The organism is Campylobacter sp. GB48, assembly GCF_049221845.1.
Classification (GTDB): domain Bacteria; phylum Campylobacterota; class Campylobacteria; order Campylobacterales; family Campylobacteraceae; genus Campylobacter_D; species Campylobacter_D lari_C.
Map to the genome: position 1 here is coordinate 1 of NZ_JBMJAR010000107.1, position 506 is coordinate 506.

Annotated in this window: 1 pseudogene; it reads left to right on the forward strand. The window is 15.8% G+C overall.

The features are described from left to right. A pseudogene (locus ACOTVC_RS09060) lies at window positions 1–506 on the forward strand (hypothetical protein); the annotation flags it as partial.

The window sequence follows — 506 nt, forward strand, 5'->3', positions numbered from 1 at the left end:
CAATATAATATAAATAGAACAATTTCTAAAGATGAAAATATCATTTATGTTTTAAAAAATACTTCTAATATAAATCAAGCTTTTAAAAACTTAAAAGAATTACAAGAAGTATTATTAAAAGAAAATATATTTTTAAATTTTATAGACTTAAATAGTAAAGAAAGTCTTTTAAGTTTTTATAATCAAATATTAAGTAATCATCATCTTAAAGATTATTTTTATATAAAAAATAATCAATTTTTTATTAAAGAAGATATAAAAAATAAAATTGTATTTCATAATATCAATTCTTCTTCTATTATAAGTAATTATCTTAGCTTGTTAAATGATTTTAATACTTTAAGTAAGATAGAACTTATAAATATATTAGAAAGTTTAAGTTTATACAATCTTTCAACTTTAATACAAGATATACAAAAAAGATATTTAAAACTAGAATATAACTTAAAAAGCTTTGATAAAGATAGTATCTTTTTATCTAATATGATTATGAATGTGAGGTTGAA